Raw genomic sequence first — 25648 nt, 5'->3', positions numbered from 1 at the left:
TTCCGCCCGGGCTATAATCGCGCGTAGTTTACCGTATGCGCGGGCTTTCTGACATGAGATAAGCCGCCGCCGACGTGCGCTAATGCATATAATTTTAACGGCTATTTGCACTTTGCTCAATCTATACGCAAAGAAGTTTAGATGTCCAGATGTATTGACGTCTATTGTGACAATGTTTACTCTGAAGCCTGACTTTTCACCGATTCAGCCCAGGAACTTCCCAACATGACGCGTAAACAGGCCACCATCGCAGTGCGTAGCGGTTTAAATGACGACGAGCAGTACGGTTGCGTTGTCCCGCCGATCCACCTCTCCAGTACCTATAACTTCACCGACTTTAATGAACCTCGCGCTCACGACTATTCCCGCCGCGGCAACCCGACGCGTGATGTGGTGCAGCGCGCTTTAGCGGAGCTGGAGGGCGGCGCTGGCGCGGTGCTGACCAATACCGGTATGTCGGCGATCCTGCTGGTGACGACGGTGTTCCTTAAGCCTGGCGATCTGCTGGTGGCGCCGCACGACTGCTACGGCGGCAGCTACCGTCTGTTCGATAGCCTGGCGAAGCGCGGCTGCTATCGCGTTCAGTTCGTCGATCAAAACGATGAGCAGGCGCTGCGGGCGGCGCTGGCGGAAAAACCGAAGCTGGTGCTGGTCGAAAGCCCAAGTAATCCATTGCTGCGGGTGGTGGATATTGCGAAAATCTGTGGTCTGGCGCGCGAAGCCGGGGCGATCAGCGTGGTCGATAACACCTTCCTGAGTCCGGCGCTGCAAAACCCGCTGGCGCTGGGCGCCGATCTGGTGTTGCACTCCTGTACTAAATACCTTAATGGTCACTCTGATGTGGTGGCCGGGGTGGTGATTGCCAACGATCCGGCGACTGTCACCGAACTGGCATGGTGGGCGAATAACATTGGCGTCACCGGCAGCGCCTTCGACAGCTATCTGCTGTTGCGCGGGCTGCGGACGCTTTCTCCCCGCATGGAAGTGGCGCAACGTAATGCCCTGGCGATCGTCGAGTATCTGAAAACCCAGCCGCTGGTGAAAAAGCTGTATCATCCGTCGCTGCCGGAAAACCAGGGGTATGAAATTGCGGCGCGTCAGCAAAAAGGTTTTGGCGCAATGTTAAGCTTCGAGCTGGATGGTGACGAGCAGACGCTGCGCCGCTTCCTGAGCGGGCTGTCGCTGTTTACACTGGCGGAATCGCTGGGGGGCGTTGAAAGCCTGATTTCCCATGCGGCAACGATGACGCATGCCGGCATGGCGCCTGAAGCGCGTGCCGCCGCCGGAATTTCAGAAACGCTCCTGCGTATTTCGACCGGTATCGAAGATGGTGAAGATTTAATTGCCGACCTGGAAAATGGCTTCCGGGCAGCAAACGAGGAATAAAGATGAGTGTGATTGCGCAGGCAGGGGCGAAGGGTCGTCAGCTGCACAAATTTGGTGGGAGTAGTTTAGCGGATGCGAAATGTTACCTGCGCGTCGCGGGGATCATGAAGGAGTATTCGCAGGCGGGGGACATGATGGTCGTCTCCGCCGCTGGCAGCACCACCAACCAGCTGATCAGCTGGCTTAAGCTTAGCCAGAGCGATCGCCTTGCTGCGCATCAGGTTCAGCAGTCGCTTCGCCGCTATCACACCGAGCTGATTGGCGGTCTGGTGGAGCCTGCGGCGGCGGATACGTTGATCGCCGCCTTTATCCACGACCTTGAGCGTCTGGCTGGTCTGCTGGACGGCGGGGTTTCCGAAGCGGTCTATGCGGAAGTGGTCGGCCATGGGGAAGTGTGGTCCGCGCGCCTGATGGCGGCGGTTCTCAACCAGCTGGGAATGGAAGCCGCCTGGCTGGACGCGCGCGCGTTCCTGCGCGCGGAACGCGCCGCGCAGCCGCAGGTGGATGAAGGATTATCCTATCCACTGCTGCAGCAGCTGATGGCGCAGCATCCTAACAAGCGTCTGGTGGTGACCGGCTTTATCTCCCGCAACCAGGCCGGTGAAACCGTCCTGCTGGGCCGTAACGGGTCTGACTACTCTGCCACCCAGATCGGCGCGCTGGCGGGCGCTTCCCGCGTCACTATCTGGAGCGACGTCGCCGGGGTGTACAGCGCGGATCCGCGCAAGGTGAAAGACGCCTGTCTGCTGCCGCTGCTGCGTCTGGACGAAGCCAGCGAGCTGGCGCGTCTGGCCGCGCCGGTGCTCCATGCCCGCACGCTACAGCCGGTTTCCGCCAGCGATATCGATCTGCAGTTACGCTGCAGCTATACGCCGGAACAGGGTTCCACGCGCATTGAGCGCGTGCTGGCCTCCGGTACTGGCGCCCGGATTGTCACCAGCCATGACGATGTCTGCCTGGTGGAGTTCCAGGTGCCGGCCGGTCACGATTTCAAACTGGCGCATAAAGAGCTGGACGCCCTGCTCAAACGCGCCCAGCTGCGCCCGTTAGCCGTTGGCGTCCATGCCGACCGCAAACTGCTGCAGTTCTGCTATACCTCCGAGGTGGCCGACAGCGCGCTGAAGCTGCTCGATGAGGCAGGTCTGCCGGGCGAGCTGCGTCTGCGTCAGAAGCTGGCGCTGGTGGCGATGGTGGGCGCGGGCGTCACCCGCAACCCACTGCACTGCCACCGTTTCTGGCAGCAGCTGAAAGGGCAGCCGGTGGAGTTCACCTGGCAGTCGGAAGAGGGGATCAGCCTGGTGGCCGTCCTGCGCGCCGGGCCGACGGAAAGCCTGATCCAGGGGCTGCACCAGTCCTTGTTTCGTGCTGAAAAGCGTATCGGCCTGATGCTGTTCGGCAAAGGGAACATCGGTTCCCGCTGGCTGGAGCTGTTCGCCCGTGAACAAACCACGCTCTCGGCGCGCACCGGCTTTGAGTTTATTCTCGCCGGCGTGGTCGACAGTAAACGCAGTCTGCTGAACTACGACGGGCTGGACGCCAGCCGGGCGCTGGCTTTCTTCAACGATGAAGCGGTGGAGCAGGATGAAGAGTCGCTGTTCCTGTGGATGCGCGCGCACCCGTATGATGATTTAGTGGTGCTGGACGTCACCGCCAGCGAGCAGCTGGCAGACCAGTATCTTGATTTCGCCAGCCATGGCTTCCACGTGATCAGCGCCAACAAGCTGGCGGGGGCCAGCAGCAGCGATAAGTATCGCCAGATCCACGACGCGTTTGAGAAGACAGGGCGCCACTGGCTGTATAACGCCACCGTGGGCGCCGGCTTGCCGGTGAACCATACGGTGCGCGATCTGATCGACAGCGGCGATACCATCCTCGGCCTGAGCGGTATCTTCTCGGGAACGCTCTCCTGGCTGTTCCTGCAGTTTGATGGCACCGTGCCGTTCACCGATCTGGTGGATCAGGCGTGGCAGCAGGGTCTGACCGAGCCGGATCCGCGCGTCGATCTGTCCGGTAAAGATGTGATGCGCAAGCTGGTGATCCTCGCGCGGGAAGCGGGTTACGACATCGAGCCGGATCAGGTGCGCGTGGAATCACTGGTCCCGGCGCACTGTGAAGAGGGTTCGGTCGATCACTTCTTTGAGAATGGCGAAGAGCTGAACGAGCAGATGCTGCAGCGCCTGGAGGCGGCCCGCGAGATGGGGCTGGTGCTCCGCTACGTGGCGCGTTTCGATGCCAACGGCAAAGCACGCGTCGGCGTGGAAGCGGTACGCGAAGAGCACCCGCTGGCGGCGCTGCTGCCGTGCGATAACGTGTTCGCTATCGAAAGCCGCTGGTATCGCGATAATCCGCTGGTGATCCGCGGGCCCGGCGCCGGGCGCGATGTGACCGCCGGGGCGATCCAGTCGGATATTAACCGTCTGGCGCAGCTGCTGTAGTCCCGGGAAAAAGACCAGGCGCGGCCTGGTCTTTTTTGTTAGGGCGCCGCAAAAACTGCTTTAGCGGCAAACAGGCCGTTTAGCGCCGCCGGGAATCCGGCGTAGACCGCCATCTGCATGATCACTTCCGTAATTTCCTCTTGCGTCAGACCGACATTTAATCCCGCGGCAATATGCACTTTCAGCTGCGGCTCGGCGTTACCCAGCGCGGTGAGCGCGGCGATGGTGGCGATTTCCCGGCTACGCAAATCAAGCCCTGGCCGGGCGTAAATATCGCCGAAGGGGAACTCAATCAGATAGCGGGCGAAGTCGGGGGCGATATCCCGCAGGCTGTTGACGACGGCCTCCCCGCCGCTACCGTCCACGCGCTGAAGCATTTCCTGACCGATGGTATAACGTTCGCTGGACATCGTTTTTTCCTCTCTGTGATGATGCGTTGAGAGGAAGGGTAGGGAAGTTTACCGGACTTGAGTAATACCCTTTTCGTGATACCTTTTCAGTATGACAACTTCGCGATTACATTCTCTCGATATCCGCCTGCTGCGTGCCTTTGCCGTGGTAGCGGAGGAAAATAACATCAGCCGGGCGGCGCAGCGGTTATTTATCTCGCAGCCGCCGCTGAGTCGCCATATGCGCTATCTGGAAGCGCAGCTGGGGGTGACGCTGTTTCAGCGCCATAGCAAAGGCCTGATCCTTACCGACGCGGGCAGAGAGGTGCTGGCGATCATTCGGCCCATGCTGGCGCTCCAGGAACGCACGCTGGCGGCATTGAGTGAGCTCTCCGTTCACTCGCCGCCGTCTCTGCGTCTGGGCGTGACCACCGCCTTCGAACAAGGCATTTTCGCTGCTGTTGAATCTGCGCTGAGCGAACATACCCGCGGGTTGCATATCACCCGCCACGCCTCACCGGCGCTGGCGCAGCAGGTGCGCAAAGGCAAACTCGATGCGGCGCTGGTCGCGCTGCCGCTCAATACTGAAGGGCTGCACCTGCATCCATTGCCGTACCAGGAGCCGCTCATCGCGGCAGTGCCAGCCTCCTGGCCGGAAGCCGTCATACCAGCGTTAACGCTAAGCGCGCTCAATCATCGGCCGCTGTTCTGGTTTAAACGCGAGCGTAACCCCGATTTCTTTGACTACACGCGGCGCATTTTCGACCGGGCTGGCTATACCCCCGCTTATGTGGAAGAGCCTGCCGAACATGATGTGCTGCTGGCGCGAATCGCGCGTGGGGAAGGCATGATCCTCCTGCCGGCGTCCTTTTCCGCGATCCAGCGTCAGGGGGTAGTGTTCTGTCCTGTCGCTGAAGGCGACAGCATGCCGTTAAGCCTTGGGGTGATCTATGCGCCTCACCAGGCAGGAGCCGTGCAGCAATGGCTCTCACTGCTGGATGATCGCCTGACGGCTCGCTCGTCTCATGCTGAATATCGTTCTACCCCATGTTGACCGCAGAGCGGGCTCTTTCGGCTGGCAAAGCGCCGGTAGATGAAGTTTTTTCATGTTGGCAGCCTTTTCCTCACTCTTTACGCAGATTTTTCTATTGACGCCCGGGCGCTTTTCCGTCATTTTTACATCTGGACGTCTAAACGTATAGAAGTTCGCAACACAACAGCCATTACATGCGATTGATGAGGTAAGGTATGAGCTTTTTTCACGCCAATCAGCGGGAAGCCCTGAATCAGAGCCTGGCGGAAGTCCAGGGCCAGATTAATGTGTCCTTTGAATTCTTTCCGCCGCGCACCAGTGAAATGGAGCAAACCCTGTGGAAATCCATCGATCGCCTGAGCAGTCTGAAACCGAAGTTTGTCTCGGTGACCTATGGCGCGAACTCCGGCGAGCGCGATCGCACCCACAGCATCATCAAAGGTATTAAAGAGCGAACCGGTCTGGAAGCGGCGCCGCACCTGACCTGTATCGATGCTACTCGCGATGAGCTGCGCACTATCGCCCAGGATTACTGGAACAACGGCATCCGCCATATCGTCGCTCTGCGCGGCGACCTGCCGCCGGGCAGCGGTAAACCGGAGATGTACGCCGCCGATCTGGTCACTCTGCTGAAAGAGGTGGGGGATTTTGATATCTCCGTCGCCGCGTATCCGGAAGTGCATCCGGAAGCGAAAAGCGCGCAGGCGGATTTGCTCAACCTGAAACGCAAAGTCGAGGCAGGCGCCAACCGCGCGATCACCCAGTTCTTCTTCGATGTGGAAAGCTATCTGCGTTTTCGCGATCGCTGCGTCTCGGCGGGCATCGACGTGGAAATTATTCCGGGTATCCTGCCGGTTTCCAACTTTAAACAGGCGAAAAAGTTTGCGGATATGACCAACGTTCGTATCCCGGTGTGGATGTCGAAAATGTTCGAAGGGCTGGATAATGACGCCGAAACCCGTCAGCTGGTGGGGGCGAATATCGCCATGGACATGGTGAAGATCTTAAGTCGGGAAGGGGTAAAAGATTTCCACTTCTACACCCTTAACCGCGCCGAAATGAGCTACGCCATCTGTCATACGCTGGGCGTGCGTCCGGCCTGAGTGCTTGCCGTTTCCGCCGTCAGTGGGCGACGCGTCCGGCTGATAAACATAAAAAAACACCCGGCTGACGCCGGGTGTTTTGCTCTGGATTATTCCCATTCCTGCAGGAAGCGCTGGCCATATTGGTCGGCGACCAGCAGCGCGGCGTAGACCTGGTCGGCGTCGACGCCGCCCGGCATATTGTGGATGGTTTCGCCTTCAGCGCAGGCGGCTTCCGCCACCAGGCGCATTTTGGTCGGGATGTCGCCTTTGATATCCAGCTGCGCCAGCGTGATCGGCAGCCCAACGCTGTGGCACAGCGCGGCGACAGTCTCGATCTCTTCCACCGGCGCGTTTTCCAGCACCAACTGCGTCAGGGTGCCGAACGCCACTTTTTCACCGTGATAATAGTGGTGGGCGTCAGGGATGGCCGTCATGCCGTTATGAATCGCGTGGGCTGCCGCCAGGCCACCGCTTTCAAAACCGACGCCGCTCAGATAGGTGTTGGCTTCCACCACCCGCTCCAGCGCCGGAGTGACCACGTGCTGTTCGGCGGCCAGCATCGCTTTTTCACCCTCTTCGAGTAAGGTGTTGTAGCACAGCTCGGCCAGCGCCAGCGCCGCCTGGGTGCATTTCCCGCCCGCCATGGTGGTGGCGCCGCTGCGTGAGCAGGCGCGGGCTTCGAACCAGGTGGCCAGCGCATCGCCAATCCCGGCGGCCAGCAGGCGAGCCGGCGCGCCAGCAACGATCTGCGTATCGACAATGACCATGTTAGGGTTGTGCGGCAGCATCAGATAGCTGTCGAACTCGCCTTCGTCGGTGTAAATCACCGACAGCGCGCTGCACGGCGCATCGGTGGAGGCGATGGTGGGGGCGATCGCCACCGGCACCTTCATAAAATGGGCCAGCGCTTTCGCGGTATCCAGGGTTTTACCACCGCCGATCCCCAGCACGGCGGTGCATTTCGCACTGCCGGCGATATCGCGCAGGCGATTGATTTCATTATGCGAACATTCACCGCCGAACGGCGCGATTTCCGCCGCCAGGCCGGCGTCAGCCAGGCTTTTGCGTAGCATCTCTTCCGCGAATCCCAGCACGAATTTATCGCCAACGACCAGCCAGCGTTCGGCCAGCGGTTTCAGGTAGTCGCCAAGGCGCTTGATGGCGCCTGCGCCCTGGATGTATTTGCCTGGTGATTGAATAATGCGATCCATTTCGATTCCTCCTCGATGACCGTGATGCCGCCCGCAGGCGGCGCGCGGGTCCGGTTACAGGTTCAGCGTGCCAAAGGCGTTATTCCAGTCCTGTTCAAACTTCTCTATGGCTGACTCTACCGCAGGGGTGCCGAGCATTTGTTGCGCTACATCTAGTGGAAGGGTGATTGCTTCGCAGCCAGCCAGCAGGCAATCCAGCGCCTGACGGGGCGTTTTGAAGCTTGCCGCCAGCACTTTGCTTTCGGGCGCATGCATTTCCAGCAGGGATTGCAGTTCCTGCACCATGCGGATGCCGTCTCCGCCCTGAGCGTCGACGCGGTTAACGTAAGGCGCGACGTACTTTGCGCCGGCCAGCGCGGCCAGCAGACCCTGTGAAGCGCTGTAGACGGCGGTGCCAAGGGTCGGGATGCCTTCTTTCTTCAGCAGCTTGATAGCGGCGAGGCCTTCGGCGGTGACCGGGATTTTGACCACGATGCCCGGCACGGCGTTGCTCAGGCGTTTGGCTTCTGCCACCATGCCCTGCGCATCGCGGCTCATGGTCTGCGCGAACAGAATCCCTTCCGGACCAACGGCTTTTTGCAGGCGCGGCAGTACATCCCACACCGGGGTTTTACCGGCGGCGATAATGCTCGGGTTGGTGGTCACCCCGGCCAGCGGGTAGATGCGGGCCAGGCGTTCCACTTCGGCGACGTTGGCGGTATCCAGATAGAGTTCCATAGTGTTTTCCTCAATGCTTAATTCGGTGCTGTCGTTGAGGTAAGCATACGGCTTTCGTTCGAAGGATCGCCAGATGACAAATTTGCCAAAAACTGGATAAATGTACGCATCGCGATTAAGGATGATTTAGATCACATTTATCGACGCTGGCTGGGATGGCAGGAAACTATAGCGCGCACAAAAGTCAGGTTTAACACACAAAAATCTAGTTTTTTGCCACGGACGATTTTTCCGTCAGCTGGCTATGGTACTGGCGGCGGTATTCAGACGGCGAGCGTTCCGTGGTTTTGCGGAACAGGCGGCAGAAGTAGTTGCTGTCGGCGAAGCCGCAGGCGTGGGCGATGTCTTTCACTTTCATATCGTGGCCCTTCAGCAGCATACGGGCCTGTTCGAGACGAATGTGGTTTAGATATTCATTGAAGCCCATTGGCCCACATTTCTGGAACAGATGGGAAAGATAGTTGGGAGAGAGATAGAACGCCTGGGCGACCGATTCCCGGCTCAGCGGCTCCGCGTAATGGACCTCGATGTACTGACGGATTGCCTCGAACAGCGCCTGGCTGCGCGAGGAGGTTTGCGCCTGGCTGCCGAGAAGATCATGGCAGTGGCTGAGCAGGCTGATGACGATGCTGCGGGCGGTTTGCTGCTCCTGCGGCTGCATCCGGATCTCGTTGAGCGCCTGCAGCAGGAAGGAACCGACGCGCGGCCCGCGACGCAGCGCCTGTAGCTTTTCAACAACGGCGATCGTCTTGCCATTCCAGCGCTGCAGTGAGCACTCCAGCTGCTGCTTAGCGAACAGGATGCTTAACAGCAGGCAGGGCGCCTGCCACTGTGGGCAGTTCCAGCTATCGCCAGGAATATAGAGCACGTCATGGGCCTCCAGGAGCGGGGCGTTATCGCCGAGCGCCTGGTCGCGCAGCTGCCCATCGAGGAGGATATTCAGACGGGGAAAATCAACCTGCACCACCGGTTCAGCAGGCGAGCGCGTCTCGCCGGCGAAATAAACCCGTCCGAGGCTGGTCTGCTTTTTTAGCAATGCATCAATAAGTTGATTGATATCGTTGTCCATCATTGTTCCGCCCCGCGCATCACCCTTTTCATCATACCGGACATTATTCCAGCGGTAAAAGCGCCAGCCTGTCGCTATTGCTTCTCAGTTACGATATGTTATATCGTAACAATTTGTCACCATTGATAGCAAACTCAGGAGAGAGTAATGACCAGAAAGATCCCCCTGCTGGCCTTGGGACTCGGCATGGCGCTAGCCAGCGCCCAGGCGTTCGCCCACGGCAACCATAGCCATGGGCCGGCGCTAACCGAAGTGGAGCGTCAGGCCAGCGAAGGCATTTTTGCGGATAAAGATGTGCAGGACCGCGCGCTGAGCGACTGGGAGGGCGTCTGGCAGTCGGTGAACCCGTATCTGCTCAACGGCGATCTCGATCCGGTGCTGGAGCAGAAGGCGAAAAAGCCCGGCGGCAAGAGCGTGGAGGAGTATCGCGCCTATTATAAGAAGGGCTACGCCACCGATGTGGAACAGATTGGCATTGAAGATGACGTGATTGAGTTCCACATTGGCGAGACCGTCAACAGCTGCAAATACCGCTATTCAGGCTACAAAATCCTGCATTACGCCTCCGGTAAGAAGGGCGTACGTTATCTGTTCGAGTGCCAGCAGGGCGATGCCAGCGCGCCAAAATATGTCCAGTTCAGCGACCACATCATTGGCCCGCGTAAATCGCAGCATTTCCATATTTTCATGGGCAATGAATCACAGGAAGCGTTGCTGAAAGAGATGGATAACTGGCCGACCTATTATCCGTATGCGCTGCATAAAGAGCAGATCGTTGATGAGATGCTGCACCACTAGAACGGGTGAAAAATCCCCCGGCCGGGCGGCCGGGGGAAAGATAGCGATTAGCCGGTGTTACGCATACCGGCGGCGACGCCGGCGATGGTGACCATCAGCGCTTGTTCAACGCGCGGATCCGGGTCTTTGCCCTCTTCTTCAGCCTGGCGCGAACGGTGCAGCAGTTCCGCCTGCAGGACGTTCAGCGGGTCGGTATAGATATTACGCAGCTGGATAGACTCGGCGATCCACGGCAGGTCAGCCATCAGATGAGAGTCGTTGGCGATGGCCAGCACGACGTTGATATCGGCAGCCAGCAGCTTGCGCAGCTCGGTACCCAGCGCCCACAGCTCTGGTTTCACCAGGCGCTGATCGTAGTACTCCGCCAGCCACAGGTCGGCCTTCGAGTAAACCATCTCCAGCATGCCGAGGCGGGTGGAGAAGAACGGCCAATCGCGACACATCGCTTCCAGTTCACTCTGTTTTCCGCCTTCAACCACCTTCTGCAGCGCAGCGCCAGCGCCCAGCCAGGCTGGAAGCATCAGGCGGTTCTGGGTCCAGGCGAAGATCCACGGAATGGCGCGTAGCGACTCGACGCCGCCGGTCGGACGACGTTTTGCCGGACGCGAACCCAGCGGCAGTTTGCCCAGCTCCTGCTCCGGAGTGGCGGAGCGGAAATAAGGCACGAAATCTTTGTTTTCACGCACGTAGCCGCGATACATCTTGCACGACACGTCGGACAGCTCGGCCATGATGTCGCGCCACTGCGGTTTTGGTTCCGGCGGCGGCAGCAGGTTGGCTTCGAGGATCGCGCTGGTATAGAGCGACAGGCTGCTGATGGTGACTTCCGGCAGGCCGTACTTAAAGCGGATCATCTCACCCTGCTCGGTAACGCGCAGGCCGCCCTTCAGGCTTCCCGGCGGCTGTGAGAGGAGCGCGGCGTGGGCCGGCGCGCCGCCGCGGCCAATGGAGCCGCCGCGACCGTGGAACAGCGTCAGTTCGATCCCGGCTTTCTCACAGGTTTTGATCAACGCGTCCTGCGCCTGGTACTGCGCCCAGGAGGCGGCCATCACGCCTGCGTCTTTCGCGGAATCAGAGTAGCCGATCATGACCATCTGTTTGCCCTGGATAAAGCCGCGGTACCAGTCGATATTCAGCAGCTGGGTCATGACGTCGTTGGCGTTGTTCAGGTCATCCAGCGTTTCGAACAGCGGGGCCACCGGCAGGGCAAAGCCAATCCCGGCCTCCTTCAGCAGCAGATGAACCGCCAGCACGTCGGACGGCGTTTTGGCCATCGAGATCACGTAGGCGGCGATCGATCCGCGCGGCGCCTCGGCGATCACTCTACAGGTGTCGAGAACTTCGCGGGTCTCTTCGCTTGGCTCCCACTGGCGCGGCAGCAGCGGACGTTTGGAATTTAGTTCGCGGATCAGGAAAGCCTGTTTGTCGGCTTCTGACCAGCTTTCGTAATCGCCGATCCCGAGGTAACGGGTCATTTCGCCCAGCGCTTCGGTGTGGCGGGTGCTTTCCTGACGGATATCAATACGCACCAGCGGTACGCCGAAAGACTTCACGCGGCGCAGGGTGTCGAGCAGCTCGCCGTTGGCGATAATGCCCATGCCGCAGGCCTGCAGCGATTTATAACAGGCGTATAGCGGCTCCCACAGCTGCTCGTTCTGAGTGATCAGTCCCGCCGGTTTCGGCAGCTTCTGACCTTTCAGACGCGCTTCCAGCCAGGCCTGGGTTTCCATCAGCTGAGTGCGCAGTTTTTTCATCAGGTAACGGTACGGTTCCTGAGCGCCCTCGGCGCCGGCCAGGGCGCGCAATTCGTCAGTACACTCCACCATCGACAGCTCGGAGATCAGCACCTGCACATCTTTGAGGAACAGATCGGTCGCTTTCCAGCGGCTGAGCAGCAGCACGTGGCGGGTGATATCGGCGGTCACGTTCGGGTTGCCGTCGCGGTCGCCGCCCATCCACGAAGTGAAACGCACCGGGACAAAGTCCACCGGCAGCTGATAGCCGAGGTTGGCTTCCAGCTGTTCGTTCAGCTCGCGCAGGTAGTTAGGCACCCCTTCCCACAGGCTATTTTCCACCACCGCGAAGCCCCATTTGGCTTCATCGACCGGGGAAGGGCGGTGCTTACGAATTTCATCGGTATGCCAGGACTGGGCGATCAGCTGGCGCAGGCGGCGCATCAGCTGGTGGTGCTCGTAGTCCGCGATATCTTTGTTATCCAGCTGCTTGAGGCAGTTGTTCACTTCCACCATTTTATGGATCAGCGTCCGGCGGGTGATCTCGGTCGGGTGGGCGGTTAACACCAGCTCCAGGGACAGAGATTCCACCGCTTTTTTGATGGTGTCTTCGTTGAGATTGGGTTGGTCTTTGAGCTTTCTCAGGGTGCGCGCAATGACTTCCGGATTGCTGGCCGCTTCGCCATTCGGCGAAATGCTGTGGTACTGCTCAGCGGTGTTGGCCAGATTCAGGAACTGGCTGAAGGCACGGGCCACCGGCAGCAGTTCGTCGTTAGACAAATTCTGCAGCGTGGTCAGCAGCTCCTGGCGGTTAGCTTCGTTGCCGGCGCGTGAAGATTTGGACAACTTACGGATAGTTTCGACACGATCAAGAATATTTTCTCCCAATGCATCCTTGATGGTATCGCCCAGCACCTTGCCGAGCATACTGACATTACTACGCAATGCGGAATATTGTTCGTTCATGTTACCCCAGACACCCCATCTCATTTTATTTTGTTATATCCGCTGCGCTGGAACGTGAGCAACGGATAAGCAACCCGTCTTTTATAAAGCCACGTAAATACCCCCACGTCAATTACTGCGAAATCGCTTCAGCAAACGAGTAAATACCCGTAATTTGCGAAATTTAACTCAGGGGGCGCTGGATAAGCATCGCTTATGGAAATGTGACGATCGTCACCGTTCCGCCCCGGGAGAGCGGGGCGGAAAAAGAGGGCGATTTTAGTGCCAGCAGAAGTGGTGAACCACCTGGCTAATCAGCTCCCGCGTCGGCTTGATAAAGCGCGTCTCCAGAAACTCGTCAGGCTGATGGGCCTGATTGATCGAGCCCGGGCCGAGAACCAGCGTTGGGCACAGCGTCTGGATAAACGGCGCTTCGGTACAGTAGTTCACCACGTCGGTCTGGGCGCCAAGCAGTTTCTCAACCACCTGCACCAGCTTATGGTCCGGCGGGCACTCGTAGCCGGGGATCGGCGGATGCAGCTCCGAGACCGTCAGGCGGCCCGGCCAGCGTTCGCTTACCGGGGCCAGCGCCTCGTCCAGCAGACCATTGAGGTCGTTGAGGGTCATCCCCGGCAACGGGCGGATGTCCATATGCAGTTCACAGCAGGCGCAGATACGGTTTGAGGCATCGCCGCCATGGATGGCGCCGAGGTTGAGGGTCGGGTAAGGGACCGTGAACGCCTCGAAGTGGTAGCGCTCTTTTAGCAAATCGCGCAGCTGCATAATCCGACCGATGGCGTCGTGCATCAGCTCGATCGCGTTGACCCCGCGCGCCGGATCGCTGGAGTGGCCGGACTGGCCCTGAATACGGATCGCGTTGGACATATGTCCTTTATGGGCGCGGATCGGCTGCAGGGAGGTGGGCTCGCCGATGATGGCGCAGTCGGGGCGCAGCCGGGTGGTTTCGGCAAAATAGCGCGCGCCGGCCATGCTGGTCTCTTCGTCGGCGGTGGCCAGAATATACAGCGGTTTTTTCAGCGTGGTGACGTCGACATCGCGCAGGGCGTCGAGAATAAAGGCGAAGAAGCCTTTCATATCGGCCGTGCCGAGGCCGTAGAGCTTGTTATCGTGTTCGGTAAGGGTGAACGGATCGCGCGTCCAGCGGCCGTCATCGAACGGCACGGTATCGGTATGCCCGGCGAGAAGCAGGCCGCCGGCGCCGTGTCCGGTGCTGGCCAGCAGGTTGAATTTATGGCGCGTATCCGGCACCGGCTGTACCTCGACATTAAAGCCGAGATCGCGGAACCAGCCGGCCAGCAAATTGATTAAAGACTCATTGCTCTGATCGAGAGCCTCTTCGGTCGCGCTGATGGACGGTGTGGCGATCAACGCGCGGTAAATCTCGATAAAGGGCGGTAAATTGTTTTTCATTGTTGACACACCTTGGGTCGTGATAGTATCAATATTCATGCATTTATTGTGAATAAAAATACAATATCGTTGAGCGTAAGAAAACCCATCGAATGTAAGGAGATGCGCTTCCAATGTTAAATACGCTGATTGTGGGTGCCAGTGGTTATGCCGGCGCAGAGCTGGTGACCTATATCAATCGTCATCCGCATATGAACATAACCGCTTTGACGGTCTCCGCGCAAAGCAATGATGCGGGAAAATTAATTTCCGACCTGCATCCGCAGCTCAAAGGCATTGTCGATATGCCGCTGCAGCCGATGTCCGATATCAGCGAATTCAGCGCTGGCGTGGACGTGGTGTTTCTCGCCACCGCGCACGAAGTGAGTCACGATCTGGCGCCGCAGTTCCTTGCCGCCGGCTGCGTGGTGTTCGATCTCTCCGGTGCCTTCCGCGTTAACGATGGGGCGTTCTACGAAAAATATTATGGTTTCACTCATCAGCATCCCGACCTGCTCAAACAGGCGGTGTATGGTCTGGCGGAGTGGAGCGCGGATGCGCTTAAAGAAGCGCAGTTAATCGCGGTGCCTGGCTGCTACCCGACGGCGGCGCAGCTGTCGCTGAAGCCGCTGATTGATGCCAGTCTGCTGGATCTCAACCAGTGGCCAGTGATCAACGCCACCAGCGGGGTGAGCGGCGCGGGACGCAAAGCCGCGATCGGCAACAGCTTCTGTGAAGTCAGCCTGCAGCCATACGGCATCTTTAACCATCGTCATCAGCCGGAGATTGCCAGCCACCTCGGAGCGAAGGTGATTTTTACCCCGCATCTGGGTAATTTTAAGCGCGGCATTCTGGAAACCATTACCTGCCGCCTGAAGCCGGGCGTTGGCCATGCGCAGATCGCGGCGGTTTACCAGCAGGCTTACGCCGATAAACCGCTGGTACGTTTATATGATAAAGGCGTGCCCGCATTGAAAAGCGTCGAAGGTCTGCCATTCTGTGATATCGGTTTTGCCGTGCAGGACGACCATCTCATCGTCGTCGCGGCAGAAGATAACCTGCTGAAAGGCGCCGCAGCGCAGGCGGTGCAGTGCGCGAATATTCGTTTCGGCTTCGCTGAGACGCAGTCTCTTATTTAAGGTGTGATGATGAACCCATTAATTATCAAACTCGGCGGCGTATTACTCGATAGCGAAGAAGCGCTGGAGCGTCTGTTTACCGCGCTGGTCAATTACCGTGAAGCGCACCAGCGTCCGCTGATTATCGTCCATGGCGGCGGCTGCGTGGTGGATGAGCTGATGAAGCAGCTCAACCTGCCGGTGCAGAAGAAAAATGGTCTGCGGGTGACGCCGGCTGAGCAAATCGACATCATCACCGGCGCGCTGGCGGGAACCGCCAACAAGACGCTGCTGGCGTGGGCGAAAAAGCACGGTCTGGCCTCTGTCGGCCTGTTCCTCGGCGATGGCGATAGCGTGAAGGTGACACAGCTGGATGCTGAGCTGGGCCATGTCGGGCTGGCGCAGCCGGGCTCTCCGACGCTGATCAACACCCTGCTGGCGGGCGGTTACCTGCCGGTGGTGAGCTCTATCGGCGTGACCGACGAGGGCCAGCTGATGAACGTCAATGCTGACCAGGCGGCGACGGCGCTGGCGGCTACCCTGGGGGCGGATCTGATCCTGCTGTCTGACGTCAGCGGTATCCTCGACGGTAAAGGGCAGCGTATTGCCGAGATGACCGCCGAGAAAGCGGAGCAGCTGATCGAGCAGGGGATTATCACTGACGGCATGATTGTCAAAGTGAATGCGGCCCTCGACGCGGCGCGTGCTCTGGGCCGTCCGGTGGATATCGCCTCCTGGCGTCACGCCGAGCAGCTGCCGGCGTTGTTTAACGGCACGCCTATCGGCACACGTATTCTGGCTTAAGATTTCATGCCCGGCGGCGCGTTGTCTGCCGGGCTTACAAGACCGTAGGCCGGGGAGGCACAACGCCACCGGCGGAACTAACGAATAAAGGAAGCATGTTATGGCACTTTGGGGCGGGCGTTTTACACAGGCAGCAGATCAACGGTTCAAACAGTTCAACGACTCGTTGCGCTTCGACTATCGTCTGGCGGAGCAGGATATCGTTGGCTCTGTCGCCTGGTCGAAAGCGCTGGTAACGGTCGGCGTTCTGAGTGCCGATGAACAACAGCAGCTGGAAGAAGCGCTGAACGTGCTACTGGAAGAGGTGCGCGCCAATCCGCAGCAAATCCTCGCCAGCGATGCTGAAGATATTCACAGCTGGGTGGAAGGCAAACTGATCGACAAAGTGGGTCAGTTGGGCAAGAAACTGCATACCGGCCGCAGCCGTAACGACCAGGTCGCTACCGATCTTAAACTGTGGTGCAAAGATACCGTTGTCGAACTGCTGTCGGCGAACCGCCAGCTGCAGAGCGCGCTGGTGGAGACGGCCCAGCATAACCAGGATGCGGTGATGCCGGGGTACACCCACCTGCAGCGCGCCCAACCGGTGACGTTCGCGCACTGGTGTCTGGCCTATGTCGAAATGCTGGCGCGCGATGAAAGCCGCCTGCAGGACGCGCTGAAGCGCCTCGACGTTAGCCCGCTGGGCTGCGGCGCGCTGGCGGGGACGGCGTATGAAATCGACCGCGAGCAGCTGGCCGGCTGGCTGGGCTTTGCCTCCGCCACCCGCAACAGCCTCGACAGCGTGTCCGACCGCGACCATGTTCTGGAGCTGCTTTCCGATGCCTCTATCGGCATGGTCCATCTGTCGCGCTTTGCGGAAGATCTGATTTTCTTTAACTCCGGCGAAGCGAATTTCGTCGAGCTTTCCGACCGCGTAACCTCAGGCTCCTCGCTGATGCCGCAGAAGAAAAACCCGGACGCCCTGGAGCTTATCCGTGGCAAATGCGGCCGCGTGCAGGGCGCGCTGACCGGCATGATGATGACCCTGAAAGGGCTGCCGCTGGCCTACAACAAAGATATGCAGGAAGATAAAGAGGGACTTTTCGACGCTCTGGATACCTGGCTCGACTGCCTGCATATGGCGACCCTGGTGCTGGATGGCATCCAGGTGAAACGTCCGCGCTGTGCGGAAGCGGCGCAGCAGGGCTATGCCAACGCCACTGAGCTGGCGGATTATCTGGTGGCGAAAGGCGTACCGTTCCGCGAGGCGCACCATATTGTCGGTGAAGCGGTGGTGGAAGCCATTGCGCAAGGGAAACCGCTGGAAGCGCTGGCCCTGGCCGACCTGCAGAAATTCAGCCCGGTGATTGCGGACGATGTTTATCCGATCCTGTCGCTGCAGTCCTGCCTTGATAAACGCGCGGCAAAAGGCGGCGTCTCGCCGCAGCAGGTGGCGCAGGCTATCGGCGAGGCGAAGGCCCGTCTGAGTTAATCCACAGATATCTGTCTTCCCTGACCCGGCCGAGCCCAGCGACGCCGGGTTTTTTATGCAAAAAAAAAGCGGACGCAAGGTCCGCAAAAGTTCACGTTGGCTTTAGTTGTTCGGGTAGAGAAACAGTGTGACGGGTCAGTGGTTTTCACAGGTTCACCGTCTTTATGGGCGTATTATTGAACAGAAAACTTGATAGGGATAATCGTTCGTTGCTATGCTATCTATCGCCATGGACTATCGTGGCGATGGAGGATGAATAATGAATATTCGCGATCTTGAATACCTGGTAGCGCTCGCCGAACACCGCCACTTCCGGCGGGCGGCTGACTCATGCCATGTGAGCCAACCGACGCTCAGCGGACAGATCCGCAAGCTGGAGGATGAGCTTGGCGTCATGCTGCTGGAGCGCACCAGCCGTAAGGTTCTGTTTACCCAGGCGGGGCTGTTGCTGGTGGATCAGGCGCGTACCGTGTTACGCGAAGTAAAAGTGCTCAAGGAGATGGCAAGCCAACAAGGGGAAACCATGTCCGGGCCGCTGCATATCGGCTTGATCCCGACAATTGGCCCGTACCTGCTACCGCACATCATTCCGATGCTGCATCAGACCTTCCCGAAGCTGGAAATGTATCTGCACGAAGCGCAGACCCATCAGCTGCTGGCTCAGCTCGACAGCGGTAAGCTCGACTGCGCCATCCTGGCGCTGGTCAAAGAGAGCGAGGCCTTTATCGAGGTGCCGCTGTTCGATGAGCCGATGATGCTGGCTATCTATGAAGATCATCCGTGGGCAAACCGCGACCGGGTGCCGATGTCGGATCTGGCCGGTGAAAAGCTGCTGATGCTGGAGGATGGTCACTGCCTGCGCGATCAGGCGATGGGCTTCTGCTTTGAAGCGGGGGCGGATGAGGATACCCACTTCCGCGCGACCAGCCTGGAAACGCTGCGCAATATGGTGGCGGCAGGCAGCGGTATTACCCTGCTGCCTGCGCTGGCAGTGCCGCAGGAAAGAAAACGCGATGGCGTGGTCTACCTGCCGTGCATTAAGCCAGAGCCAAGACGCACCATCGGTCTGGTTTACCGTCCGGGCTCACCGCTGCGCAGCCGCTATGAACATCTGGCGGAGGCCATCCGCGGCACGATGGATGGCCATTTCGACAAGGCGTTAAAACAGGCGGTTTAAGCCGTTCAGCGCGGCAACCCGGTACGCTTCCGCCATGGTCGGGTAGTTAAAGGTGGTGTTGACGAAGTACTCAATGGTGTTACCACCACCTTTCTGCTCCATGATCGCCTGGCCGATGTGAATGATTTCGGCTGCGCGTTCGCCAAAGCAGTGAATGCCGAGGATCTCCTTGGTCTCCCGGTGGAACAGGATCTTCAGGGTTCCCACGCTCATGCCAACGATTTGCGCCCGCGCCAGGTGTTTAAACTGAGCGCGACCCACCTCATACGGCACTTTCATCGCCGTCAGCTGCTGCTCGGTTTTCCCGACGGAGCTGATTTCCGGAATGGTGTAGATCCCGGTCGGGATATCTTCAATCAGATGCGCTGAGGCTTCGCCTTTCACCAGCGCCTGGGCGGCAATGCGTCCTTGATCGTACGCCGCGGAGGCGAGGCTCGGATAGCCGATGACATCCCCAACCGCATAGATGTGCGGAAGGGCGGTCTGGTACATGCTGTTGACCTTCAGCTGGCCGCGACTGTCGGTCTGCAGACCGATGTTTTCCAGCGCCAGAGTGTCGGTATTGCCGGTGCGGCCGTTGGCGTACAGCAGGCAGTCCGCTTTGAGCTTTTTCCCGGATTTCAGATGCATGATGACGCCGTCATCAACGCCTTCAATCTTTTCGTACTCCTCGTTGTGGCGAATGACCACGCCGCTGTTCCAGAAGTGATAGGAGAGCGAATCAGACATCTCCTGATCGAGAAACGCCAGCAGACGATCGCGGGTGTTGATCAGATCGACCTTCACCTCCATGCCGCGGAAGATCGACGCATATTCACAACCGATTACCCCGGCGCCGTAAATGATCACATGGCGCGGCTCATGCTGCAGGCTGAGAATCGAATCGCTGTCATAGATGCGCGGGTGGTGGAAATCGACATCCGCCGGATGATAGGGGCGAGATCCGCAGGCGATAACGAATTTCTCCGCGGTCACCGTCTCGACCGTGCCGTCATGGCACTCCAGCGCCAGAGTATGCTCATCAACGAAGTGGGCATTGCCCTGCAGAATTTCACAGTGGTTGCGCTCATAGAATCCCTGGCGCATATGAGTCTGCTGGTTGATGACGCTGTCGGCATGGTTAAGGATGTCGGCGAAAGAAGAGCGAAGAAGGCGGGAGTGGTCGCTGTAGAGGGGGTTTTGGTTAAACTCGATAATACGGCTGACGGCATGGCGGAGGGCTTTCGACGGGATGGTGCCCCAGTGGGTGCAACCGCCGCCGACATTATGGTAGCGCTCGATGACGGCAACGCGTGCTCCCTGTTTCACCAGTCCCATGGCGGCGCCTTCGCCGCCAGGACCGGAACCAATCACTATTGCATCATAATCCCAAGAGTGTGACATGGCATTACTCACCTGTTTTATACATAAAATAAACACGATGATAACATTCGCTGCGCTTTAACCCAATTATCGTTGTGCTTTTTTGCGGCATAAAAGCAGAAACGGCTCGTAAACAATCATTCACAATCCAGGGCAAACCGATTAGTTTTAATCTCTGGTATAGTGCCAGCAGGGCTATTGGAAGGATTCATACATCGTGATGGGCGTAAGAGCACAACAAAAAGAAAAAACCCGCCGTTCGCTGGTGGAAGCGGCATTCAGCCAACTTAGCGCTGAGCGGAGTTTCGCCAGCCTGAGCTTGCGTGAAGTGGCGCGGGAAGCAGGGATCGCGCCGACGTCCTTTTATCGTCATTTTCGCGATGTCGATGAGTTAGGCCTGACGATGGTCGATGAGAGCGGACTGATGCTGCGCCAGCTGATGCGCCAGGCGCGCCAGCGGATTGCCAAAGGCGGCAGCGTGATCCGCACCTCGGTCTCGACCTTTATGGAGTTTATCGGTAACAACCCGAACGCTTTCCGCCTGCTGCTGCGCGAGCGCTCGGGAACGTCTGCGGCGTTTCGCGCCGCCGTCGCACGCGAAATCCAGCATTTTATTGCGGAACTCGCCGACTATTTAGAACTCGAAAACCATATGCCGCGCGCCTTTACCGAAGCGCAGGCTGAAGCTATGGTCACCATCGTTTTTAGCGCTGGCGCGGAAGCGCTGGATGTCGGCCCTGAACAGCGCCGACAGCTGGAAGAACGGTTGGTACTGCAGCTCAGAATGATCTCTAAAGGCGCGTATTACTGGTATCGCCGTGAACAAGAAAAAATGTCACATCATTCCGAATAACGTGAAGGACGAGCAATGAAACACTCAGTTCAAGATAAAGGTACGCTGCTGCTGGCGCTGATTGCCGGGTTATCTATTAATGGCGCCTTTGCGGCGCTGTTCAGTTCGATAGTTCCGTTTTCCGTCTTCCCCATCTTATCCCTGCTGCTGACGGTCTACTGTCTGCATCAGCGCTATCAGAATCGCAGTATGCCTGTCGGGCTACCGGGCCTGGCCGCCGCCTTTTTTATTCTCGGGGTGCTGTTGTACAGCACCGTCGTGCGTGCGGAGTACCCGGATATCGGCTCTAACTTCTTCCCGGCCGTTCTGTCCGTCGCGATGGTCTTCTGGATTGGCTACAAGATGCGTAACCGCAAAAATACCGCAGCCGAATAAGCCGCCAGTGATAAAAAACCGGCAATATGACGTTGCCGGTTTTTTTTGGCCTATTTCCGGGTCAGCAGAACGCCGCACTCCATGTGATGGGTATACGGGAACTGGTCGAACAGCGCCAGCCGGGTAACGTTGTGCGTCTGGCTTAGCGTTTCCAGATTACGGCACAGCGTTTCCGGGTTGCACGAAATGTACAGTATGCGCGGATAGGCCTGCACCATTTTCTCCGTTTCACTGTCCAGCCCGCTACGCGGCGGATCGACGAAAATAGTCTCGCACTGATAGCTTTGCAGATCGATACCCTGCAGCCGGTTGAACTCACGCACGCCGTTCATCGCCTGAGTAAACTCTTCAGCCGCCATGCGGATAATCTGCACGTTGTCGATATGGTTGGCGGCGATGTTGTACTGCGCCGCCGCCACCGACGGTTTGGCGATTTCGGTGGCCAGTACGCGATCGAAATTACGCGCCAGCGCCAGCGAGAAGTTACCGTTGCCGCAGTACAATTCCAGCAGGTCGCCGGTCGCCCCTTTGGTGACATCCAGCGCCCACTCCAGCATCTGAATGTTCATGGCCGCGTTCGGTTGGGTAAAGCTGTTTTCCACCTGACGGTAGATCATCTCCCGACCGCCAACCGGCAGGCGTTCATCTATATAATCCTGATCGAGCTCGATTTTAGTTTTAGTCGCCCGACCTATCAGATGCACATTGAGCCCCTGGGCTCGCAGGGCGTCACGCAGCGCCTCCGCTTGCTCACGCCAGGCATCATCGAGCTTTTTATGATACAGCAGCGAGACGACCGCCTGGTTGCTGAGGGTGGTCAGATAGTCAATCTGAAACAGCTTATGGCGCAGCACGGGATTGTTGCGCACGCCCTCCAGCATGGCGGTCATCAGCTGATTGATGAGCGCGCTGGCGGCCGGGAAGCTGTCAACGCGAATCCGCGACCGGGTCTGCTGATCGAAAATAATATGGTACAGGTCGTCGCCATCGTGCCACAGACGGAACTCGGCGCGCATACGGTAGTGGCTGACCGGCGAACGAAACACTTCCGGAACCGGCGCGGCGAAAGGCGCCATCATGGTTTGCAAACGGACGACTTTTTCTGCCAGCTGCGCTTCGTATTGTTCGGTAGGAAGGTGTTCGGGGGTCATGATGTATCCTGAATAAAATAAGTACGCGGGGATTGTAGGGAAAGCGCCGGGGATGTCCAGCCTCGAATGCCGCGGGAAATATAATTAGCAGTCTGGACATCTATATGTTTCTGATTGTAGCATTCGCCTACCGGTCCTGTGAGTTAAAAGGGAACCCAGTGGAAATCTGGGGCTGACGCGCAGCGGTAAGGAAGGTGAGAAATGAGCGCACTCGGTGCAGACACTGCGGTTAGCCGTGGGAAGTCATTATTTCTTGAAACAGCCTCCAAGCCCGAAGACCTGCCGGAATACGTCGCACTGGGTTTTATCGTCGCGAGCAACTGATAAAACCTGCGGCATCCTTTTTCTGTTTCGGATGCTTTTACAATGATTAAAAAAGCTTCGCTGATGACGGCCTTATCCGTCACGGCATTTTCCGGCTGGGCGCAGGACAGCAATTCAGACACGTTGGTGGTGACAGCAAACCGTTTTCAACAGCCGGTCAATACCGTGCTGGCGCCGACCGATATAGTGACGCGCGATGACATCGACCGCTGGCAGTCCAAAGATTTAAACGATGTCATGCGTCGTCTTCCCGGCGTCGATATTGCCCGCAACGGCGGCATGGGGCAGAGCGCTTCGCTGTATGTTCGGGGGACGGAGGCTCGCCACGTGCTGGTGCTGATCGACGGTGTGCCGATGGCGCGTCCGGGGATCTCCAACGGCGTGGATATCAGTCAGATCCCTATCTCTCTGGTCCAGCGGGTGGAATACATCCGCGGCCCGCGCTCCGCGGTGTACGGCTCCGGGGCGATCGGCGGGGTGGTGAACATCATCACCATGACCGATGCTGAGCGTTCGCAGATCAACGCCGGCGCGGGAACGAACGGCTATCAGTCCTACGATGGCGCCTTTAACAAGCGGTTTGGCGATACGCTGGTTACCGCTGCCGGCGCCTATCAGACCACCAAAGGGTTTAACGTCCAGCCGAACTCCTCTTATAGCGGCGACAGCGATCGCGACGGCTACCGCAATAAAATGCTATGGGGCGGGGTACAGCATCAGTTCGATGACAACTTCTCGGGGTTCTTCCGCGGCTATGGTTATTCCGCCAATGCTGACTATGACCAGGGTAACTGGGGCTACGCAGGTGGAAACGATGAAGATCAGTCCTATACCCAATCCTGGGACACCGGTCTGCACTACCATTCCGGAATTTACTCCTCCCAGCTGATTGCGAACTATCAGCGTATTAAAGATTACAACTACAGCAGCGACGCTGGCCGCTATGCCGCGGGCACCACCCTGGATGATATGGAACAACGCTATATCCAATGGGGAAATAATGTTGTGGTGGGCCATGGCGCAGTGAGCGGTGGCGTAGACTGGAAACAGGAGAAGCTGAAATCCAGCGGAACGACCAGTACCGACGTGTATAAGCGCGATACCACCGGTCTTTATCTGACGGGCCAGCAGCAGATTGACAGCGTGACGCTGGAAGCTTCCGGCCGTGAGGATCATGACGAGCAGTTTGGCTGGCACGGTACCTGGCAGACGGCGGCAGGCTGGGAATTTATCGAGGGTTATCGGACAACGCTCTCGTACGGTACAGGATTCCTCGCCCCCTCCCTCGGACAGCAGTACGGCGCAGAACGTTTTGGCATCGCCTCTAACCCGAACCTGAAGCCAGAGGAGTCGAAGCAGTGGGAAGCGGGCCTCGAAGGGTTGACGGGGCCGGTCGACTGGCGTCTCTCCGCGTATCGCTATGAGATTCAAAACCTCATCGATTACGACAACAACGCCTATTACAACGTCAAGTCTGCGACAATCAAGGGGCTGGAGTGGACGGGGAATGTCACCACAGGGCCGGTGGAGCACCATCTGACGCTGCAGTATGTTGACCCTCGCGATGATGAAACTAACAAGATCCTCTATCGCCGGGCGAAGCAGCAGGTGAAATACGAGCTGAACGGCCAGGTCTACGATCTGGGGTGGGATGTGACGTATCACTACATCGGCAAGCGCTACGATTATGATTACGACAACTCGCGTACCGTCAATATGGGTGGGTTGAGCCTCTGGGATGTCGGTTTATCGTATCCCGTCACCTCACACCTGACAGTTCGTGGTAAAATAGCCAACCTGTTCGATAAAGATTACGAGACAGTTTATGGCTACCAATCTGCAGGACGGGAATACACCTTGTCTGGCAGCTACACCTTCTGATCCACGTCCCACCGTGCTGGTGTTTGATTCCGGCGTCGGTGGGTTGTCGGTTTATAATGAGATTCGGCAGCTGCTGCCGAATCTGCATTACATCTATGCTTTCGATAACGTTGCCTTCCCCTATGGCGAGAAGAGCGAGGCGTTTATCGTTGAGCGCGTTGTGGAAATCGTCACCGCTGTCCAGCAGCGTTATCCCCTGGCGCTGGCGGTGATCGCCTGCAATACCGCCAGTACCGTCTCCCTGCCTGCTCTGCGTGAAAAGTTCGCCTTCCCCGTTGTCGGCGTGGTGCCGGCGATTAAGCCCGCCGCCCGCTTAACGGCGAACGGCATTGTCGGCCTGCTGGCGACGCGCGGCACCGTAAAGCGTCCTTATACCCGTGAGCTGATCGACCGCTTTGCCAATGAATGTCGGATTGAAATGCTGGGGTCGGCGGAGCTGGTGGAGCTGGCGGAAGCGAAGCTGCACGGCGAGCCTGTGCCGTTAGAAGAACTGCGCCGTATCCTGCGCCCGTGGCTGCGGATGCAGGAGCCGCCGGATACGGTGGTGCTGGGCTGCACCCACTTTCCTCTTTTACAGGAGGAGCTGCAGCGCGTCCTGCCCGAGGGCACGCGGCTGATCGATTCCGGCGCGGCGATTGCCCGTCGCACCGCCTGGCTGTTAGAGCATGAAGCGCCGGATGCGAAGTCCAGCGACGAGAATAAAGCATTCTGCATGGCGTTGACGGCAGAAACGGAACAACTTTTACCCGTTTTGCATCGCTATGGCTTCTCGACGCTGGAAAAATTACCGCTTTAACGGCGTTTTGCACAAAAAAGAGACGGTTGAATAATTTTTTGAAAACAGGGCTTGTCAACGTCTCAGAACTCCCTATAATGCGCCTCCACTGACACGGAACAACGGCAAGCAAGCCGCCGGGT

21 protein-coding genes and 1 riboswitch are annotated in these 25648 nt (G+C 58.3%); of the genes, 13 read left to right on the top strand and 8 right to left on the bottom strand.

Going from position 1 to position 25648, the window contains the following annotated elements; all coding sequences use genetic code 11:
• The first annotated feature begins 225 nt into the window (after window positions 1-225).
• Together metB and ABLV54_RS06960 are read left to right on the top strand one after the other, a co-directional pair.
• Window positions 226-1386 carry a cystathionine gamma-synthase gene (gene metB / locus ABLV54_RS06965; RefSeq protein WP_050534176.1) on the top strand — a complete coding sequence of 387 codons (1161 nt, stop codon included), beginning with the start codon at window positions 226-228 and terminating at the stop codon, window positions 1384-1386.
• 2 nt (window positions 1387-1388) lie between these two features.
• Entirely contained in the window at window positions 1389-3821 is a 2433-nt protein-coding gene (locus tag ABLV54_RS06960) for a bifunctional aspartate kinase/homoserine dehydrogenase II (protein ID WP_048336615.1), read from the top strand.
• A gap of 38 nt (window positions 3822-3859) precedes the next feature.
• Here ABLV54_RS06960 and ABLV54_RS06955 read toward each other — a convergent pair whose 3' ends face one another.
• Window positions 3860-4231, bottom strand: a complete 372-nt coding sequence (locus ABLV54_RS06955; protein ID WP_050534175.1) for a carboxymuconolactone decarboxylase family protein — start codon at window positions 4229-4231, stop codon at window positions 3860-3862.
• 91 nt (window positions 4232-4322) lie between these two features.
• On the opposite strand from ABLV54_RS06955, the gene ABLV54_RS06950 reads away from it, so the two are divergent.
• Complete coding sequence (locus ABLV54_RS06950) at window positions 4323-5264, top strand: LysR family transcriptional regulator (RefSeq protein WP_050534174.1); 942 nt, start codon at window positions 4323-4325, stop codon at window positions 5262-5264.
• Window positions 5265-5458: 194 nt separating this feature from the next.
• The gene (gene metF / locus ABLV54_RS06945) at window positions 5459-6346 is read left to right on the top strand and encodes a methylenetetrahydrofolate reductase (RefSeq protein ID WP_023291532.1); all 888 of its coding nucleotides are present in this window, start codon (window positions 5459-5461) and stop codon (window positions 6344-6346) included.
• A gap of 89 nt (window positions 6347-6435) precedes the next feature.
• On the opposite strand, the gene ABLV54_RS06940 is transcribed toward metF, so the two are convergent.
• From ABLV54_RS06940 to ABLV54_RS06930, 3 genes are all read right to left on the bottom strand, one after another.
• Complete coding sequence (locus ABLV54_RS06940) at window positions 6436-7539, bottom strand: glycerol dehydrogenase (RefSeq protein ID WP_032454483.1); 1104 nt, start codon at window positions 7537-7539, stop codon at window positions 6436-6438.
• A gap of 54 nt (window positions 7540-7593) precedes the next feature.
• The gene (fsa, locus tag ABLV54_RS06935) at window positions 7594-8256 is read right to left on the bottom strand and encodes a fructose-6-phosphate aldolase (protein WP_004203684.1); all 663 of its coding nucleotides are present in this window, start codon (window positions 8254-8256) and stop codon (window positions 7594-7596) included.
• A 205-nt stretch (window positions 8257-8461) separates the two neighbouring features.
• Window positions 8462-9403 (bottom strand): AraC family transcriptional regulator, encoded by a 942-nt coding sequence (locus tag ABLV54_RS06930; RefSeq protein ID WP_225608551.1) that lies wholly within the window; start codon window positions 9401-9403, stop codon window positions 8462-8464.
• 69 nt (window positions 9404-9472) lie between these two features.
• On the opposite strand from ABLV54_RS06930, the gene zinT reads away from it, so the two are divergent.
• Window positions 9473-10123 carry a metal-binding protein ZinT gene (gene zinT / locus ABLV54_RS06925; RefSeq protein WP_023291535.1) on the top strand — a complete coding sequence of 217 codons (651 nt, stop codon included), beginning with the start codon at window positions 9473-9475 and terminating at the stop codon, window positions 10121-10123.
• Between the two features lie 47 nt (window positions 10124-10170).
• Here the strand turns inward: zinT and ppc are convergent, their stop codons facing one another.
• Window positions 10171-12822: a phosphoenolpyruvate carboxylase gene (gene ppc / locus ABLV54_RS06920; protein ID WP_023291536.1), complete on the bottom strand. Its 2652-nt coding sequence runs from the start codon at window positions 12820-12822 to the stop codon at window positions 10171-10173.
• 258 nt (window positions 12823-13080) lie between these two features.
• The gene (gene argE / locus ABLV54_RS06915; protein ID WP_023291537.1) at window positions 13081-14232 is read right to left on the bottom strand and encodes an acetylornithine deacetylase; all 1152 of its coding nucleotides are present in this window, start codon (window positions 14230-14232) and stop codon (window positions 13081-13083) included.
• A 113-nt stretch (window positions 14233-14345) separates the two neighbouring features.
• Between argE and argC the strand changes: the two genes are divergently transcribed.
• The 4 genes from argC (at window position 14346) to oxyR (ending at window position 18784) form a co-directional block, all read left to right on the top strand.
• The gene (gene argC, locus ABLV54_RS06910) at window positions 14346-15350 is read left to right on the top strand and encodes an N-acetyl-gamma-glutamyl-phosphate reductase (protein ID WP_025710967.1); all 1005 of its coding nucleotides are present in this window, start codon (window positions 14346-14348) and stop codon (window positions 15348-15350) included.
• A gap of 6 nt (window positions 15351-15356) precedes the next feature.
• Window positions 15357-16133 (top strand): acetylglutamate kinase, encoded by a 777-nt coding sequence (gene argB / locus ABLV54_RS06905; protein ID WP_085955164.1) that lies wholly within the window; start codon window positions 15357-15359, stop codon window positions 16131-16133.
• 100 nt (window positions 16134-16233) lie between these two features.
• Window positions 16234-17607 (top strand): argininosuccinate lyase, encoded by a 1374-nt coding sequence (argH, locus tag ABLV54_RS06900; protein WP_050534173.1) that lies wholly within the window; start codon window positions 16234-16236, stop codon window positions 17605-17607.
• A 259-nt stretch (window positions 17608-17866) separates the two neighbouring features.
• Complete coding sequence (gene oxyR, locus ABLV54_RS06895) at window positions 17867-18784, top strand: DNA-binding transcriptional regulator OxyR (protein ID WP_002883015.1); 918 nt, start codon at window positions 17867-17869, stop codon at window positions 18782-18784.
• On the opposite strand, the gene sthA is transcribed toward oxyR, so the two are convergent.
• On the bottom strand, window positions 18767-20167 hold the full coding sequence (sthA, locus tag ABLV54_RS06890) for a Si-specific NAD(P)(+) transhydrogenase (protein ID WP_002883016.1): 1401 nt from the start codon (window positions 20165-20167) through the stop codon (window positions 18767-18769). The two genes, oxyR and sthA, sit on opposite strands and share 18 nt — an antisense overlap.
• Window positions 20168-20363: 196 nt before the next feature.
• On the opposite strand from sthA, the gene fabR reads away from it, so the two are divergent.
• Both fabR and ABLV54_RS06880 read left to right on the top strand, forming a co-directional pair.
• Window positions 20364-20999 carry an HTH-type transcriptional repressor FabR gene (gene fabR, locus ABLV54_RS06885; RefSeq protein ID WP_004151856.1) on the top strand — a complete coding sequence of 212 codons (636 nt, stop codon included), beginning with the start codon at window positions 20364-20366 and terminating at the stop codon, window positions 20997-20999.
• 15 nt (window positions 21000-21014) lie between these two features.
• A complete protein-coding gene (locus tag ABLV54_RS06880; RefSeq protein WP_004203691.1) occupies window positions 21015-21374 on the top strand; it encodes a YijD family membrane protein in 360 nt (119 codons plus the stop codon).
• Between the two features lie 50 nt (window positions 21375-21424).
• Here the strand turns inward: ABLV54_RS06880 and trmA are convergent, their stop codons facing one another.
• Window positions 21425-22525: a tRNA (uridine(54)-C5)-methyltransferase TrmA gene (gene trmA / locus ABLV54_RS06875; protein ID WP_004203692.1), complete on the bottom strand. Its 1101-nt coding sequence runs from the start codon at window positions 22523-22525 to the stop codon at window positions 21425-21427.
• A 114-nt stretch (window positions 22526-22639) separates the two neighbouring features.
• A riboswitch (cobalamin riboswitch) is annotated at window positions 22640-22827 on the top strand.
• A gap of 64 nt (window positions 22828-22891) precedes the next feature.
• On the opposite strand from trmA, the gene btuB reads away from it, so the two are divergent.
• Both btuB and murI read left to right on the top strand, forming a co-directional pair.
• The gene (btuB, locus tag ABLV54_RS06870) at window positions 22892-24730 is read left to right on the top strand and encodes a TonB-dependent vitamin B12 receptor BtuB (protein WP_032454489.1); all 1839 of its coding nucleotides are present in this window, start codon (window positions 22892-22894) and stop codon (window positions 24728-24730) included.
• Complete coding sequence (gene murI / locus ABLV54_RS06865; protein WP_044520945.1) at window positions 24675-25526, top strand: glutamate racemase; 852 nt, start codon at window positions 24675-24677, stop codon at window positions 25524-25526. Before btuB ends, murI begins: the two co-directional genes overlap by 56 nt.
• Window positions 25527-25648 lie beyond the last annotated feature (122 nt).

It is taken from the genome of Klebsiella sp. JB_Kp042 (genome assembly GCF_040065275.1).
Classification (GTDB): Bacteria; Pseudomonadota; Gammaproteobacteria; order Enterobacterales; family Enterobacteriaceae; genus Klebsiella; species Klebsiella quasipneumoniae.
The sequence above is the reverse complement of the archived record's forward strand: the minus strand, read 5'-3'. Positions and strand labels throughout refer to the sequence as shown.

What these genes read in the sequence shown, in the direction of transcription:
- metB (WP_050534176.1), top strand. Translation starts at nt 226, where the DNA reads ATGACGCGTAAACAGGCCACCATCGCAGTGCGTAGCGGTTTAAATGAC.
- ABLV54_RS06960 (WP_048336615.1), top strand. Translation starts at nt 1,389, where the DNA reads ATGAGTGTGATTGCGCAGGCAGGGGCGAAGGGTCGTCAGCTGCACAAA.
- ABLV54_RS06955 (WP_050534175.1), bottom strand. Translation starts at nt 4,231, where the DNA reads ATGTCCAGCGAACGTTATACCATCGGTCAGGAAATGCTTCAGCGCGTG.
- ABLV54_RS06950 (WP_050534174.1), top strand. Translation starts at nt 4,323, where the DNA reads ATGACAACTTCGCGATTACATTCTCTCGATATCCGCCTGCTGCGTGCC.
- metF (WP_023291532.1), top strand. Translation starts at nt 5,459, where the DNA reads ATGAGCTTTTTTCACGCCAATCAGCGGGAAGCCCTGAATCAGAGCCTG.
- ABLV54_RS06940 (WP_032454483.1), bottom strand. Translation starts at nt 7,539, where the DNA reads ATGGATCGCATTATTCAATCACCAGGCAAATACATCCAGGGCGCAGGC.
- fsa (WP_004203684.1), bottom strand. Translation starts at nt 8,256, where the DNA reads ATGGAACTCTATCTGGATACCGCCAACGTCGCCGAAGTGGAACGCCTG.
- zinT (WP_023291535.1), top strand. Translation starts at nt 9,473, where the DNA reads ATGACCAGAAAGATCCCCCTGCTGGCCTTGGGACTCGGCATGGCGCTA.
- ppc (WP_023291536.1), bottom strand. Translation starts at nt 12,822, where the DNA reads ATGAACGAACAATATTCCGCATTGCGTAGTAATGTCAGTATGCTCGGC.
- argE (WP_023291537.1), bottom strand. Translation starts at nt 14,232, where the DNA reads ATGAAAAACAATTTACCGCCCTTTATCGAGATTTACCGCGCGTTGATC.
- argC (WP_025710967.1), top strand. Translation starts at nt 14,346, where the DNA reads ATGTTAAATACGCTGATTGTGGGTGCCAGTGGTTATGCCGGCGCAGAG.
- argB (WP_085955164.1), top strand. Translation starts at nt 15,357, where the DNA reads ATGATGAACCCATTAATTATCAAACTCGGCGGCGTATTACTCGATAGC.
- argH (WP_050534173.1), top strand. Translation starts at nt 16,234, where the DNA reads ATGGCACTTTGGGGCGGGCGTTTTACACAGGCAGCAGATCAACGGTTC.
- oxyR (WP_002883015.1), top strand. Translation starts at nt 17,867, where the DNA reads ATGAATATTCGCGATCTTGAATACCTGGTAGCGCTCGCCGAACACCGC.
- sthA (WP_002883016.1), bottom strand. Translation starts at nt 20,167, where the DNA reads ATGTCACACTCTTGGGATTATGATGCAATAGTGATTGGTTCCGGTCCT.
- ABLV54_RS06880 (WP_004203691.1), top strand. Translation starts at nt 21,015, where the DNA reads ATGAAACACTCAGTTCAAGATAAAGGTACGCTGCTGCTGGCGCTGATT.
- trmA (WP_004203692.1), bottom strand. Translation starts at nt 22,525, where the DNA reads ATGACCCCCGAACACCTTCCTACCGAACAATACGAAGCGCAGCTGGCA.
- btuB (WP_032454489.1), top strand. Translation starts at nt 22,892, where the DNA reads ATGATTAAAAAAGCTTCGCTGATGACGGCCTTATCCGTCACGGCATTT.
- murI (WP_044520945.1), top strand. Translation starts at nt 24,675, where the DNA reads ATGGCTACCAATCTGCAGGACGGGAATACACCTTGTCTGGCAGCTACA.